The sequence below is a fragment of the Telluria sp. GW821-FHT07G12 genome, assembly GCF_059418525.1.
The window spans coordinates 1,266,078-1,278,810 of sequence record NZ_JBWKQA010000001.1 but is presented as its reverse complement, the minus strand read 5'-3'; the positions used below and the strand labels follow the sequence as shown (position 1 = coordinate 1,278,810).

Here is a 12,733-nt window from a genome sequence, read left to right as displayed (position 1 = left end):
CCTTCATGGCCGCGTAAGCAAATGGGTGTAAACTAGCGAAAAACCCAAGCTTATCGTGTGGACCACCAGCGGTCGAGAGAGTGAGCCAACAGAGAGTATGCGTATGAAGAAAAGTAAGGTCGGCAAGCCTCTAAGCATGCCCGGGATGCCCTCGGCATCGCCCGAGAGCATGATGCAACTGCAACCGGGCTCGGTCCAGTCCGAGCTGAACCTGGCAAATCATTTCCTGATCGCCATGCCGTCGATGAACGACCCGATCTTCGGCGGTACGGTCGTGTATATCTGCGAACACAACGACAAAGGCGTGCTCGGCGTCGTCATCAACAAGCCGACCGACATGACCATGGACGTGCTGTTCGACCGCATCGACCTCAAAGTCACCGACACCCTGCGTCCCAACGTGGTTGACGAACCCATCATGTTCGGCGGCCCCGTGCAGGACGACCGCGGCTTCGTGCTGCATTCGCCGGGCGGCCGTTATTCGTCCTCGCTCAGCGTGACCGACGACGTCGCTTTCACCACCTCGATCGACGTGCTGGAAGCCGTTGCCAACGGCACCGGCCCGCAGCGCATGCTGGTCTCGATCGGCTACGCCGGCTGGAGCCCGGGCCAGCTGGAAGAGGAAATCGCCCGCAATGGCTGGCTCACCGTGGGCGCCGACGCCCGCGTGCTGTTCGACCTGCCCATTGAGGAGCGTTACACCGCCGCCATCAAGCTGCTGGGCATCGACCCGCTGATGCTTGCTACCGAGGCCGGCCATGCATAAGGGGATCGTGTCCCTGTAATGGTAGAGATCGTTTTCGGATTCGACTTCGGCGTGAAGCGCATCGGCATCGCGATGGGCAACACGCTGACCGGCCAGGCACAGCCTCTGTCCGTCATCAAGGCCGTCGACAATGCGACCCGCTTCAAGGTCATCGGCGAACTCATCGCGCAATGGAACCCGGCCCGCCTCGTGGTCGGCGAGCCGCGCCATCCCGACGGCGCCGAGCACGACATGACCCTGCGCGCGCGCCGCTTCGCCAATCAACTGCACGGCCGCTTCGACCTGCCCGTCGAGCTGGTCGACGAGCGCTACTCGTCCGCCGTGATCCCCGCCAAGCGCGGCGAGATCATCGACGCCAAGGCCGCCGCCATCATTTTGCAACAATACTTTGACGACCATGCCAACTCCTACTGATACCCCCGGCGGCTACGACGCCGAGGCCCTGTACCGCAGCCTGCTCGAGCAGGTGCGCGCCGGGCTCGAAGGCAGGCTGGACGCCGCCATCGTCGGCATCCATTCGGGCGGCGCCTGGCTGGCCGAGCGGCTCGCCGCCGACCTCGGCCTCCAGAACCGCCTGGGCTTCATCGACGTCTCCTTCTACCGCGACGACTACGCGAAGAAGGGCCTGCACCCGGACGTGAAGCCGACCCGCATCGACTTCAACGTCGACAGCGCCACCATCCTGCTGGTCGACGACGTGCTGGAAACCGGCCGCACGGTGCGCGCCGCGATCAACGTGCTGTTCGACTATGGCCGTCCGCAGCGTATCATGCTGGCTGCGCTGGCCGATCGCGGCGGGCGCGAACTGCCGGTTGCGGCCGATTTCGTCGGCGTCCATGCCGCTATCCAGCCGGGCCAGTCGCTGGCCCTGTCGCGCGACGCCGCCGGCCAACTCTCGCTCACGATCGAAGACGACAATGCATAACCCGCAACTCAACAAGAATGGCGAGCTGCAGCACCTTCTCACCATCGAAGGCCTGCCCAAGTCCATCATCAACCACATCCTCGACACCGCTTCCAGCTTCGTGAGCATCTCCGACCGCGAAGTCAAGAAGGTGCCTCTCATGCGCGGCAAGAGCGTGTTCAACCTGTTCTTCGAGAACTCGACGCGCACCCGCACCACCTTCGAGATCGCCTCCAAGCGCCTGTCGGCCGACGTCATCAACCTGAACATCGCGGCTTCCTCGACCTCGAAGGGCGAGTCCCTGCTCGACACCATCGACAACCTGGCGGCCATGCACGCCGACATGTTCGTGGTCCGCCATTCGCAGTCGGGCGCGCCCTACCTGATCGCCAAGCACCTGAACGACACGAAGCAGAACCACGTGCACGTGGTGAACGCCGGCGACGGGCGCCATGCGCACCCGACCCAGGGCCTGCTCGACATGTACACCATCCGCCACTATAAAAAGGACTTCGCCAACCTGCGCGTGGCGATCGTCGGGGATATTTTGCACAGCCGCGTGGCGCGTTCGGACATCCACGCGCTGACCACGCTGGGCGTGCCGGAAGTGCGCGCGATCGGCCCCCACACCCTGCTGCCGGGCGGCCTGGAACAGATGGGCGTGCGCGTGTTCACGAACATGGACGAGGGCCTGAAGGACGTCGACGTGATCATCATGCTGCGCCTGCAGAACGAACGCATGTCGGGCGCGCTGCTGCCCTCGGCCGGCGAGTACTTCAAGAGCTACGGCCTGACGCCCGAGCGCCTGGCGCTGGCGGCCCCTGGCGCGATCGTGATGCACCCGGGTCCCATCAACCGCGGCGTCGAGATCGATTCCAAGGTGGCGGACGGCGCGCAGGCAGTGATCCTGCCGCAGGTGACCTTCGGTATCGCCACAAGGATGGCGGTGATGAGTATTCTGGCCGGAGGTCACGCATGACCTCCCCACTTATGAATTTACATATCAAGAACGGACGGGTGATCGATCCCGCCAACGGCATCGACGCCGTCCAGGACCTCTACATCGTCGACGGCAAGATCGCTGCTCTGGGCAGCGCTCCCGCAGGCTTCGAGGCCGCACGCAGCATCGACGCCGCCGGCCTGGTGGTCGCGCCGGGCCTGGTGGACCTGTCGGCGCGCCTTCGCGAGCCCGGTTACGAATACAAGGCGACGCTGGAATCCGAGATGCAGGCGGCAGTGCAGGGCGGCGTGACCACTCTGGTATGCCCGCCCGATACCGACCCGGTGCTCGACGAGCCGGGCCTGGTCGAGATGCTCAAGCACCGCGCGCGCAATCTGAATCAGGCCAACGTGCATCCGCTCGGCGCACTGACCGTCGGCCTCAAGGGCCAGGCCCTGACCGAGATGGCCGAGCTGACCGAGGCCGGCTGCATCGGCTTCGCCCAGGCGGAAAGCCCGATCACGGACACCACCGTGCTGCTGCGCGCCCTGCAGTATGCGAAGACCTTCGGCTACACCGTCTGGCTGCGCCCGCAGGACCCCTACATCGGCTTCGGCGGCGTCGCCCATGCCGGCCCGCTGGCCTCGCGCCTGGGCCTGTCGGGCGTGCCGGTGATGTCCGAGACCATCGCCCTGCACACCATCTTCGAACTGATGCGCGCCAGCGGCGCGCGCGTGCACCTGTGCCGCATCTCGTCCGCCGCCGCGCTGGAGCTGATCCGCGCGGCCAAGAAGGAGGGCTTGCCGGTCACCTGCGACGTCGGCGTGCACCACCTGCACATGACCGACGCCGACATCGGCTTCTTCGACCCCAACGCGCGCCTGACGCCGCCGCTGCGCAGCCAGCGCGACCGCGAGGCGATCCGCGCGGCCCTGCTGGATGGAACGATCGACGCCGTCTGCTCGGACCACACCCCGGTCGACGACGACGAAAAGCTGCTGCCCTTCGCCGAAGCCTCGCCCGGCGCCACCGGCCTGGAACTGCTGCTGTCGCTGATGCTGAAGTGGGCCGAAGAGCAGAGCGGAGACGGCCTGCCACGCGCGCTGGCCAAGATCACCCACGAACCGGCGCGCATGGCCGGCCTGCAGGCGGGAACGCTGTCGGTCGGCGTCAATGCCGACGTGGTGGTCTTCGACCCGAACGTGCGCTGGCTGGTGGCGCCATCGGCCCTGGCCAGCCAGGGCAAGCACACGCCCTTCCTCGGTTACGAGCTGACCGGGCAGGTGCGGGCGACCATCGTTGCCGGGCACCTGGCCTGGGAGCGCTGACTTCAACCGGTGAATATCCGGCTCGGCTGGCGCCTCGCGCGCCTCATCCTCCACCTGCTGCAAGGCCTGGTGACCTGCGCGCTGGTCTTCCCCTGGGCCGGCGTGCCGCTGCGCGAGCGCCTGGTGCGGCGCTGGTCGGCGCGCCTGCTGCGCATCTGCCGGGTGGAGGTCGAGCGTGTCGATGGGGCGGCGCCGCTGCAGCACGCGCTGATCGTGTCGAACCACATCTCCTGGCTCGACATCTTCGTCATCAATTCCCTGCATCCGTGCCGCTTCGTGGCCAAGGCCGAGATCCGCGCCTGGCCGGTGCTCGGCTGGCTGGTCGCGCAGGCCGGCACCGTGTTCATCGCACGCGGCAACCGGCGCGACCTGCGCCACATCTTCAAGGGACTGGTGGATGCGCTGGCCCAGCAGCAGCGCGTGGCCTTCTTCCCGGAGGGGACCACGGCCAGCCAGGGCAGCCTGCTGCCTTTCCACGCCAACCTGTTCGAGGCGGCAATCGACGCCAGGGTCCCGGTGCAGCCGTATGCGCTGTCCTACCTGAATGGGGCCGGCGGCTGGCATCCGGCGGTCGATTACACCGGCGAGACGACTTTCGTGGACAGCATCTTCCGCATCATCGGCGGCGAGCCCGTACGCGCCCGCCTGGCCTGCCTGGCGCCGATCGAGGCGGCGGGGGCGCACCGGCGCGAACTGGCCGCGGCGGCGCACGACGCGATCGGGGCGGCGCTCGGTGTGGCGGCACATTAAAAACTCGTCATCCCCGCGAAAGCGGGGAGCCATGCTGAGCACCCGAAGTCGCCACGTCGATAACGCCGAGGTGTATCTGGGTTACCGAGTTCCGATGTTCAGTATGGATTCCCGCTTTCGCGGGAATGACGGGGACACTACTTCTTCCCGCTGTGTGGCCGATATTCGGGGCAATCCACCTGCAGCAGCGCGCGGTCGTCCAGGCACACCGCCGTCAGCTTCCCGCCCCACACGCAGCCGCTGTCCAGCCCCACCAGGTTGGGCCGCAGCACCAGGCCCAGCGCCGACCAGTGCCCGAACACCACCTTCACGTCCGCCGTGCGGCGGCCCGGCACGTCGAACCAGGGCAGCAGGTCCGACCCTTCCGGCCCCTTGTCGCTTTCCTTGTGCAGGAAGTCCATGCGGCCGTCCGGCCAGCAAAGGCGCATGCGGGTGAGGGCGTTGACGATGCAGCGCAGCCTGTCTATGCCGGTGAGCGAGTCGTCCCAGCGGTCCGGCTCGTTGCCGTACATCTGGGCCAGGAAGTCGACCCAGCCGGCGCCGCGCAGCACCGCCTCGACCTCGCCGGCCAGCTGCATGGTCTGCTCGGCGCTCCACTGGGGCGGGACGCCGGCGTGCACGAGCAGATGGGCATCGACGAACATCGCCAGCGGGCGCCGGCGCAGCCAGGCGATCAATTCGTCGAGGTCGGGCGCGGCCAGGATCTCGTCCAGGGTATCCGAACGGCTGGCCTTCTGGACCCCGGCCGCCACCGCCAGCAGGTGCAAGTCGTGGTTGCCGAGCAGGGCCTCGACCCGGCCATGGCTGGCTTCCGACAACGCCTTCATGCGCCGCAGCGCGGTCAGCGATTCGGGCCCGCGGTTGATCAGGTCGCCAACGAAGAGGATGCGCGCTTCCTCCATCGTATGCGCGTTGCCGGCAATACGTTCCAGCAGCAGGCCGGCTTCATGGGCGCAGCCCTGCAGGTCGCCAATCACATAAGTTTTCATCATGTGACGATACTAATGTATTTGGCCGGTTTCATAAATGAGCCGATCTTCGTCAATCGTCACTGGGCGTGAGCACGTAGACTGCTGGGTTCCGGGAGAGAGTTCCTAATCCAGTACAATGAGCCGCTACAATGGCATTTTGCCGCAGTGTGTATCAAATAGCCGACAGCCGGTGCATTTATCCCGGCCTGAATATGGAACGCGTGGCCGGTTATTGCATTTGAAAAAGAATAAATGTTTTCATTCCTTCTGAGCTTTGTCTCTTCTGCATTGCTGACCCTGCTGGTCATCAAGCATTCGAAATTGCACGGCCCTGCGCTCGACAACAATTTCAGCGGTGTCCAAAAGGTGCATTTGCACGACGTCGCAAGGATAGGCGGACTGCCGATTTTCCTGGCGGTCGCCATCAGCGCCGGGATTTCGGTATGGCGCGAACCCTCCCTCGGTTATTGGCTGCTGGCGCTGCTGGTCTGCTCGTCGATTGCCTTCGCCGGCGGAATCGTCGAAGACTATACCGGCAAAGTGCGGCCCTCGCGGCGCCTGGTATTAACCATGATAGCGGCCCTGCTCGGATATCTGGTGCTCGATGCGAAAATCGCGCGCCTGGATATGCCCTTCATGAGCTGGAACCTGATTTCACCCTGGATCGTGCTGCCGCTGACGGTGCTGGCGGTGGCCGGGATCGCGAATGCGGTGAATATCATCGACGGCTTCAATGGATTGGCCAGCGTGGTCACGATCTTCATGCTGGTATCGCTGGCTTATGTGGCGTGGCAGGTGGGCGACATGTTCGTGCTGGTGTCGGCGCTGACGGTGGCCGGTGCGACCGCCGGCTTCCTCATCTGGAATTATCCGGTCGGGCTGATTTTCCTCGGCGACGGCGGCGCCTACTTCATCGGTTTCATGCTGGGCGAACTGGCCATGCTGCTGGTGATGCGCAATCCCAGCGTATCGACCTGGTATGCGGCATTACTGTTGATTTATCCGGCATTCGAAACCATTTTTTCTGCTTATCGACGCATGTTTGTGCGCGGGAAATCGCCGGCAATGCCGGACGGTATTCATCTGCATAGCCTGATTTTCCGCCGCATCGTCCAATGGACTGTGGGCCGCAAGGAAGCGCGCGCACTGATGAAACGGAATGCACGCACCTCGCCTTACCTATGGCTGTTTTCATTGACCGCGGTTATCCCGGCAACGGTGTTCTGGCGGAATACGGGCGCTCTGATATTCTTCTGTTTGTTGTTTATTATCAGCTACGTTTGGTTGTACGCGCGTATTGTTCGATTCAAGTCCCCACGCTGGCTGATTTGGAACAAAAAGAACTAACGGATTATTGTAAATAGTGTATATTGCGACAATTGGTGAGATTTCGCTAAAATCTGTTTCAACTTAACATTGATAAAGGAACGATGATGGATCTGTCTAATATGTCCTTGGGCGATTTGCGTAACCTGCAAGAGCAGATCAAGCAGGAGATGAAACAGCGTGAGCAGCAGGATCTGCAAAAAGCGCGCGAACAGATCATGGCGATCGCGCAAAGCGTGGGCGTTCCCCTGAAAGACCTGATCGCGACCAGCGGCCGCGGCGCCAAGGCCGGCGGCAAATCGGGTGCGGGTTCGGTCGCCGTTCGTTTCCGTAATCCTGACAATGAATCCCAGCAGTGGACTGGCCGCGGCCGCCAGCCGAAATGGGTGAAGGAATGGGTCGAAGGCGGTAAATCGCTGGACAAACTGCGCGTCTGATTCATTCCCGCGTTCGCCGCCGCCTGATCCGCGGCGGCGGAATTCCGGCATCGGTTCCGATTGCCGCTCGTCGTTCCCAAGCCTCCTCCTTGCCATTACAATGAAGCTCTTTTTCCTTCAAGGTATAGGCAATGGTCCCTCTCTCGAAAACGATCTTCAAGGCATATGACATCCGCGGCGTGCTCGACAGTACGCTCGACGCCGGCATCGCACGGAAGATCGGCCAGGCCTTTGGCGCGGCGGCGCTGGCGAAGGGGGAACGCAAGGTCGTGATCGGCCGCGATGGCCGCCTGTCCGGCCCCAGCCTGGCGCAGGCGCTGGCCGAGGGCCTGCGCGAAGCCGGTGTCGACGTGATCGACCTCGGCATGGTCGCGACGCCGATGGTGTACTTCGCCACCAATGTGCTTGACGCCCGCAGCGGCATCATGGTCACCGGCAGCCATAACCCGCCCGACTACAACGGCTTCAAGATGGTGCTGGCCGGCGAAGCGATCTACGGCGACGCCATCCAGGCGCTGTATCAAGCCATCGAGCGCGGCGACTTCAAGCCTGCAGCAAGCCAGGGCGGCTACGCCACCCACGACATCAAGGACGAATACATCCAGCGCATCGCCGCCGACGTCAAGATTGCCCGTCCGATCAAGATCGCGGTCGATGCCGGCAACGGCGTGGCCGGCGCCTTCGTCGGCGAACTGTATCGCGCCATGGGCTGCGAGGTGACGGAACTGTTCTGCGAAGTCGACGGCCACTTCCCGAACCACCACCCGGATCCGGCCCACCCGGAAAACCTGGAAGACCTGATCGCGGCCGTGAAGAACGGCGACGCCGAACTGGGGCTTGCCTTCGACGGCGACGGCGACCGCCTCGGCGTGGTCACCAAGGATGGCCAGATCATCTTCCCGGACCGCCAGATGATGCTGTTTGCCGCCGACGTCCTGTCGCGCAACCCGGGCGCCGAGATCCTCTACGACGTCAAGTGCACGCGCCACCTCGGCCCCTGGATCGAACAGCATGGCGGCCGTCCGCTGATGTGGAAGACCGGCCACTCGCTGGTCAAGGCCAAGCTGAAGGAAACCGGCGCCCCGCTGGGCGGCGAGATGAGCGGCCATATCTTCTGGAAGGACCGCTGGTTCGGCTTCGACGACGGCCTGTATACCGGCGCACGCCTGCTCGAGATCCTGACCCGCGAAAGCGATCCGTCGGCGGTGCTGAACGCGCTGCCCAAGGCCAGCAGCACGCCGGAACTGCACCTGCACCTGCAGGAAGGCGAGAACTTCGCGCTGATCGAGAAACTGCGCACGGATGCCGAATTCCCGGGCGCCGAGCGCGTGGTGGACATCGACGGCCTGCGCGTCGAATATGCCGACGGCTTCGGCCTGGCGCGCGGCTCGAACACGACCCCGGTGGTGGTGCTGCGCTTCGAAGGCGAGACCCCGGAAGCGCTCGAGCGCATCCAGAAGGAATTCGCCCGCGTGATCCTGGCCGCCAAGCCCGACGCCCATCTGCCGTTCTGAGTGAGTCGACGTTGAAGATCCTGCTGGTGCGGGTGTCGTCCCTCGGCGACGTCCTGCACAACCTGCCGATGGTGGCCGATATCCTGCGCCACCATCCCGGCGCCCAGATCGACTGGGTGGTCGAAGAAGGCTACGTCAGCCTGGTGCGCCTGAATCCGCACGTGCACAAAGTGATCCCGTTCGCGCTGCGGCGCTGGAAGAAGGGCTTGAAGGACAAGGCCGTGCGCGCCGAGCTGCGCGGCTTCTTCCGCGACCTGCGCGCGGAACAGTACGACTACGTGTTCGATACCCAGGGCCTGATCAAGACCGGCATCATCATGGCCGCCGCGCGCGTACGCCCGGGCGGCCAGAAGATCGGCATGGCCAACGGCACCGAGGATTCCGGCTACGAAGGCGTCTCGCGCATCTTCCATAGCCGCAGCATTCCGGTGGCGCCGCGCACGCATGCGGTGCAGCGCGGGCGCGAAGTGGCCGCCGCGGCGCTCGGCTATGCCATCGACAGCCCGCCCGATTTCGGCCTGCCCGCGCCCGATCCTTCGCAGCGCCCGGCCTGGATGCCGGCAGGGGACTACGCCGTGTTCTTCCACGGCACCGCGCGCGATGCCAAGAAGTGGGCGACGGCTGACTGGATCGCGCTGGGGCAGGCGCTGGCGCCGCTGCCCATCCTGCTGCCCTGGGGTTCGCCGAAGGAGAAGGACGAAGCCGAGCGCCTGGCCGCCGCGCTGCCGAATGCCAGCGTGCTGCCGAAGCTGTCGATGATGGATGCGGTCGAGCTGGCCCGCCATGCGGCGCTGGCGGTCGGCGTCGACACCGGCCTGACCCACATCGCAGCCGCGTTCGTGCGGCCGACGGTCGAGATCTACGCCGATTCGCCGCGCTGGAAGACCGAGGGTAACTGGTCGCCGCGCATCGTCAACCTGGGCGATACCGGCAGCCCGCCTTCGGTGGCCGAGGTCGTGGCCGCGGCGCGCAAGCTGCTGGAGCAATCCTGATGCGCCTCCTTTATTCATTCCTGTGGTGGCTGGCGATGCCGCTGGTGCTGGGCCGCCTGTGGTGGCGCGGCCGCAAGGAGCCGGGCTACCGCCGGCATATGGGCGAGCGCTTCGGTTATTACGGACCCACGCCGGGGCCGGACCAGCAGCTGCGCCGCACGATCATGGTCCATGCGGTGTCGGTGGGCGAGACCCGCGCCGCCGAGCCGCTGGTCGAGGCCCTGCTGCGCGCCTGGCCCGATTGCCGCATCCTGCTGACCCACATGACGCCGACCGGCCGCGCGACCGGCAAGGCGCTGTTCGGCAAACACGGGGAGCGCGTGGTCCAGTCCTTCCTGCCCTACGATACCGGCTTCATGGTCGGGCGCTTCCTGCGCCACTTTTCGCCATCCATCTGCATCCTGATGGAGACCGAGGTCTGGCCGAACCTGATTGCCGGCTGCGGCGATTACGGAGTGCCGGTGGCGCTGGTCAACGCGCGCCTGTCGGAACGCTCGCTGCGGCGCGGACAGCGCTTTGGCGGCATCATGATGGAAGCGGCGCGCGGCATCACGCTGGCGGCCGCCCAGACCGAGGCGGATGCCGCCCGCATCGCCTCGCTGGGTGCGCCGAATGTGGCGGTCACCGGCAGCATCAAGTTCGACGTGGTGCCGCCGGAGGCCGCGCTGCAGACCGGCGCCATGCTGCGTTCGCATTTCGCGGGGCGCCCGGTACTGCTGTGCGCCTCGACCCGCGAAGGCGAGGAAGCGCTCATCCTCGACGCGTATCGGGCGCTGGCGGACAAGCCGCCCGGCATGCTGCTCGTGCTGGTGCCGCGCCATCCGCAGCGCTTCGAGGAGGTCGCGCGCATGGCCGAGGAGCGCGGCCTGAGCCTGGCGCGCAGGTCGGCCTTGCCCGAGCAGGTCGAGGTCGATGTCCTGCTCGGCGATTCGATGGGCGAGATGTTCGCCTACTTTGCGGCCTGCGACTGCGCCTTCATCGGCGGCAGCCTGCTGCCGCTGGGCGGCCAAAACCTGATCGAAGCCTGCGCCGTCGGCAAGCCGGTGCTGGTCGGCGAGCACACCTTCAACTTCCTGCAGGCGACCGAGGAAGCCGTCGCCGCCGGCGCCGCACTGCGCGTGCCGGATGCCGCCGCACTGATGGGCGAAGCGGTCCGGCTGCTGAGCGACGACGATGCCCGCGCACGGATGAGTGAACATGCTCTGAGTTTCGCCAAACGCCATCGTGGTGCAACCCTGCGCACTGTTGAACTCTTGCGACAACTTATTGCATAGCTTTTGTTACCATTCACTTTAGCTTGGATAACGAAAGGGGATGCACATGTTGTGGTCTAATCGTGCGCGAGCGGGCGGCAACGTGGATGGCGGCGCCGCGCTCATGGACGCGCCTGAAATGATGACGGATCTGGGAGCTGACGCAATGCCGCCGGCGCCAATACCGGTTGTGCATCCTCCTGCGGCCGCTCATAGCCTGCATTTCTGGGTTCGCTATTCGCTCGGCGAATATTTGCGCTTCATGTGGGAGCACGGCGGCTATCTGATCCGCCGCCGCCACATCCACTGGCCGATGGGTCTCTACCTGCGCATCAAGAGCACGCTGGCGGCAGGCCTGCACTTCATGCTGCTGCGCCGCGGGCGCCGCACCTACGAATTCACCATCGACCAGCATGGCATCGTGCGCACCAGCGATACCGGCGTGACCCTGATCGGCTGGGACGACGTGGCGCGCATCCGTACCTACACGAATGGCTTCATGATGGTGCTCAAGCGCGGCACGCTGCCGATTCCGTTCCGCTGCCTGAACGCGAAAGAGGTCGATGCGATGAAGGGGATTGCCGCGGCGCGTGCGGCGGGTGAATTGCAGATGCGCGCCACGGCGTAGAGCATGCGTGGGCACGGGGTGCCCACGCTGTTCAATCGTCCGGGAACAACACCGGCATCTCGATCGAACGCTTCTTGAGCGCCGCCTTGGCGCCGTCATAGTCCGGGAACACCTCGCCCACCACGGCCCAGAATGCCGGGCTGTGATTCATTTCGCGCAGGTGGGCCAGTTCGTGCACCACCACGTAATCCAGCAGCGCCAGCGGGTAGTGCACCAGCTTCCAGTTCAGGCGGATGTTTCCGGCCACCGTGCACGAGCCCCAGCGCGTGCCGGCCGAGGACAGCGCGAAGGCGTTGTAGGTCACGCCGACGCGCGGCGCGTACAGGTCCAGGCGCTCGCCGAACAGACGTTTGGCTTCGCCCTGGAACCACAATTTGACCCGTTCGCGGATCTGCCATTCCTCCAGCCCCGGCGTCACGCCCACGCGCAGCTCGCGCGATTCCGGATCGAACACGCAGTGGCTGCGCGTCGCTTCCTGCAGGCGCAAGGTGATGTCGGCGCCCAGGTAGGGCAGTTTGGCGCCGTCGACCCAGGCCACCGGCGCGCGGTCGGCGCGCATAGTGCGGCGCTCGCTGCGTTCGAACAGCTTGGTCAGGATCCAGTTCTGCTTGGCGCGGATGGCGCGTTCGACGTCGTCCAGCGGCGCGCGGCGCGGCGAGGTCACGTGCAGGCCGTCGTCGCTGATCATGAAGCCGTGGGAGCGGCGCGCCGAGCGGCGCAGCACGTAATGGACGGTGTGCGTTCCGAGCTGGATCTTGCGCAGCGGCGGATCGTTGGGGCCGACCGGCGGTACCGGCAGGGTGGGAGTCGGCCTGGTAGGTGCCTTGAACAGCGGGGCCGTATGCGTAAACAGATCGAGCTGCGACGCGTCGGTCTTGGGGGAGGTCATGGTGGGCTGCAGCGATGGTGCCGATGGTGCTTTGA

General features: G+C 65.3%; 14 protein-coding genes. 12 read left to right on the top strand and 2 right to left on the bottom strand.

Features of this window, described 5'->3' with window-relative positions:
• Positions 1–145: 145 nt before the first annotated feature.
• The 6 genes from AC07PE_RS05970 to AC07PE_RS05945 are packed head-to-tail and all read left to right on the top strand — an operon-like array spanning position 146 to position 4,688.
• Positions 146–766 (top strand): YqgE/AlgH family protein, encoded by a 621-nt coding sequence (locus AC07PE_RS05970; RefSeq protein ID WP_498762997.1) that lies wholly within the window; start codon positions 146–148, stop codon positions 764–766.
• A gap of 18 nt (positions 767–784) precedes the next feature.
• A complete protein-coding gene (ruvX, locus tag AC07PE_RS05965; protein ID WP_498762480.1) occupies positions 785–1,180 on the top strand; it encodes a Holliday junction resolvase RuvX in 396 nt (131 codons plus the stop codon).
• The gene (gene pyrR / locus AC07PE_RS05960; RefSeq protein WP_498762479.1) at positions 1,164–1,691 is read left to right on the top strand and encodes a bifunctional pyr operon transcriptional regulator/uracil phosphoribosyltransferase PyrR; all 528 of its coding nucleotides are present in this window, start codon (positions 1,164–1,166) and stop codon (positions 1,689–1,691) included. The genes ruvX and pyrR overlap by 17 nt, the downstream gene beginning before the upstream one ends.
• Complete coding sequence (locus AC07PE_RS05955; protein ID WP_498762478.1) at positions 1,684–2,649, top strand: aspartate carbamoyltransferase catalytic subunit; 966 nt, start codon at positions 1,684–1,686, stop codon at positions 2,647–2,649. Before pyrR ends, AC07PE_RS05955 begins: the two co-directional genes overlap by 8 nt.
• An 11-nt stretch (positions 2,650–2,660) precedes the next feature.
• Positions 2,661–3,938: a dihydroorotase gene (locus tag AC07PE_RS05950; RefSeq protein ID WP_498762995.1), complete on the top strand. Its 1,278-nt coding sequence runs from the start codon at positions 2,661–2,663 to the stop codon at positions 3,936–3,938.
• A 9-nt stretch (positions 3,939–3,947) separates the two neighbouring features.
• On the top strand, positions 3,948–4,688 hold the full coding sequence (locus AC07PE_RS05945) for a lysophospholipid acyltransferase family protein (RefSeq protein WP_498762477.1): 741 nt from the start codon (positions 3,948–3,950) through the stop codon (positions 4,686–4,688).
• A gap of 137 nt (positions 4,689–4,825) precedes the next feature.
• Here AC07PE_RS05945 and AC07PE_RS05940 read toward each other — a convergent pair whose 3' ends face one another.
• Positions 4,826–5,677: a symmetrical bis(5'-nucleosyl)-tetraphosphatase gene (locus AC07PE_RS05940; RefSeq protein WP_498762993.1), complete on the bottom strand. Its 852-nt coding sequence runs from the start codon at positions 5,675–5,677 to the stop codon at positions 4,826–4,828.
• Positions 5,678–5,911: 234 nt separating this feature from the next.
• Here AC07PE_RS05940 and AC07PE_RS05935 point away from each other — a divergent pair, with 234 nt between their 5' ends.
• From AC07PE_RS05935 to AC07PE_RS05910, 6 genes are all read left to right on the top strand, one after another.
• Positions 5,912–7,006: an MraY family glycosyltransferase gene (locus AC07PE_RS05935; protein WP_498762476.1), complete on the top strand. Its 1,095-nt coding sequence runs from the start codon at positions 5,912–5,914 to the stop codon at positions 7,004–7,006.
• An 86-nt stretch (positions 7,007–7,092) separates the two neighbouring features.
• Positions 7,093–7,422: an H-NS histone family protein gene (locus AC07PE_RS05930; protein ID WP_498762475.1), complete on the top strand. Its 330-nt coding sequence runs from the start codon at positions 7,093–7,095 to the stop codon at positions 7,420–7,422.
• 131 nt (positions 7,423–7,553) lie between these two features.
• On the top strand, positions 7,554–8,936 hold the full coding sequence (locus tag AC07PE_RS05925) for a phosphomannomutase/phosphoglucomutase (protein WP_498762474.1): 1,383 nt from the start codon (positions 7,554–7,556) through the stop codon (positions 8,934–8,936).
• Between the two features lie 11 nt (positions 8,937–8,947).
• On the top strand, positions 8,948–9,928 hold the full coding sequence (gene waaC, locus AC07PE_RS05920; RefSeq protein ID WP_498762472.1) for a lipopolysaccharide heptosyltransferase I: 981 nt from the start codon (positions 8,948–8,950) through the stop codon (positions 9,926–9,928).
• Positions 9,928–11,202, top strand: coding sequence for a lipid IV(A) 3-deoxy-D-manno-octulosonic acid transferase (waaA, locus tag AC07PE_RS05915; RefSeq protein WP_498762470.1), 1,275 nt, complete (start codon positions 9,928–9,930; stop codon positions 11,200–11,202). Before waaC ends, waaA begins: the two co-directional genes overlap by 1 nt.
• A gap of 46 nt (positions 11,203–11,248) precedes the next feature.
• A complete protein-coding gene (locus tag AC07PE_RS05910) occupies positions 11,249–11,809 on the top strand; it encodes a YcxB family protein (RefSeq protein WP_498762468.1) in 561 nt (186 codons plus the stop codon).
• A gap of 31 nt (positions 11,810–11,840) precedes the next feature.
• Here AC07PE_RS05910 and AC07PE_RS05905 read toward each other — a convergent pair whose 3' ends face one another.
• Positions 11,841–12,698 carry a M48 family metallopeptidase gene (locus AC07PE_RS05905; RefSeq protein ID WP_498762466.1) on the bottom strand — a complete coding sequence of 286 codons (858 nt, stop codon included), beginning with the start codon at positions 12,696–12,698 and terminating at the stop codon, positions 11,841–11,843.
• Between the last annotated feature and the right edge of the window lie 35 nt (positions 12,699–12,733).

What these genes read in the sequence shown, in the direction of transcription:
- AC07PE_RS05970 (WP_498762997.1), top strand. Translation starts at nt 146, where the DNA reads ATGCCCTCGGCATCGCCCGAGAGCATGATGCAACTGCAACCGGGCTCG.
- ruvX (WP_498762480.1), top strand. Translation starts at nt 785, where the DNA reads ATGGTAGAGATCGTTTTCGGATTCGACTTCGGCGTGAAGCGCATCGGC.
- pyrR (WP_498762479.1), top strand. Translation starts at nt 1,164, where the DNA reads ATGCCAACTCCTACTGATACCCCCGGCGGCTACGACGCCGAGGCCCTG.
- AC07PE_RS05955 (WP_498762478.1), top strand. Translation starts at nt 1,684, where the DNA reads ATGCATAACCCGCAACTCAACAAGAATGGCGAGCTGCAGCACCTTCTC.
- AC07PE_RS05950 (WP_498762995.1), top strand. Translation starts at nt 2,661, where the DNA reads ATGAATTTACATATCAAGAACGGACGGGTGATCGATCCCGCCAACGGC.
- AC07PE_RS05940 (WP_498762993.1), bottom strand. Translation starts at nt 5,677, where the DNA reads ATGAAAACTTATGTGATTGGCGACCTGCAGGGCTGCGCCCATGAAGCC.
- AC07PE_RS05935 (WP_498762476.1), top strand. Translation starts at nt 5,912, where the DNA reads ATGTTTTCATTCCTTCTGAGCTTTGTCTCTTCTGCATTGCTGACCCTG.
- AC07PE_RS05930 (WP_498762475.1), top strand. Translation starts at nt 7,093, where the DNA reads ATGGATCTGTCTAATATGTCCTTGGGCGATTTGCGTAACCTGCAAGAG.
- AC07PE_RS05925 (WP_498762474.1), top strand. Translation starts at nt 7,554, where the DNA reads ATGGTCCCTCTCTCGAAAACGATCTTCAAGGCATATGACATCCGCGGC.
- waaA (WP_498762470.1), top strand. Translation starts at nt 9,928, where the DNA reads ATGCGCCTCCTTTATTCATTCCTGTGGTGGCTGGCGATGCCGCTGGTG.
- AC07PE_RS05910 (WP_498762468.1), top strand. Translation starts at nt 11,249, where the DNA reads ATGTTGTGGTCTAATCGTGCGCGAGCGGGCGGCAACGTGGATGGCGGC.
- AC07PE_RS05905 (WP_498762466.1), bottom strand. Translation starts at nt 12,698, where the DNA reads ATGACCTCCCCCAAGACCGACGCGTCGCAGCTCGATCTGTTTACGCAT.